At 71.4% G+C, this 709-nt stretch carries 1 protein-coding gene; it reads right to left on the reverse strand.

Going from position 1 to position 709, the window contains the following annotated elements; translation table 11 throughout:
• Nucleotides 1-709 (reverse strand): sensor histidine kinase (locus FXO19_RS19015; RefSeq protein ID WP_255516504.1); only part of this gene is annotated, 709 nt, incomplete at both ends.

Genomic DNA, 709 nt, shown 5'->3' on the forward strand with positions numbered 1-709 from the left:
GCCGCCAGTTCCTGGCAGATCGCCAGCCCCAACCCGCTACCGCCGTAGCGCGCCGCCGTGCGCGCCCCCTCCGCCTGCTCGAATCGCCGGAACAATCGCTGCTTCTGCTCCGCGTTCAATCCCGGACCGGTATCCGACACCACGAACCGCACCAGACCTTCTCCCGGTTCCACCCGCAGCCCCACCTGCCCCTGCTCGGTGAACTTGATCGCATTGCCCAGCAGGTTCAGCAGGATCTGCCGGACACGGCCGGCATCGCCGCGTACCCACTGCGGCACCCCACGCACCACCTGCTCCCGGTACGCCAGCCCGCGCTGCTGCGCCAGCGGCGCCATCAGCCCGCTCACGTCGTCCAGCAGGCCGCGCAGGTCGAACGGCTGCGGGTCCAGCTGCAGCTTGCCGGCCTCGATTCGCGCCAGGTCCAAGGCGTCGTTCACCAGCCGCATCAGGTGCTCGCCGGCGCGCCGGATCGACTCGGTGTAGCCGCGCTGGCGTCCGTCCAGCGACGTCTCCAGCAGCAGCTCGCTCATCCCCAGCACCCCGGTCATCGGCGTGCGCACCTCGTGCCCCAATGTCGCCAGGAACCGCGTCTTCGCCTCTGACGCCTGCTCGGCCAGCTCGCGCTTGTGCTGCACCAGCTGCCAGGCGTTGCGCCGCCGCAGCCGCGTGCGGTAGGCCGTCGCCGCCCACCACGCCAGCAGCAGGCCCG

This window comes from Luteimonas suaedae (assembly GCF_008312895.1).
GTDB lineage: Bacteria > Pseudomonadota > Gammaproteobacteria > Xanthomonadales > Xanthomonadaceae > Luteimonas > Luteimonas suaedae.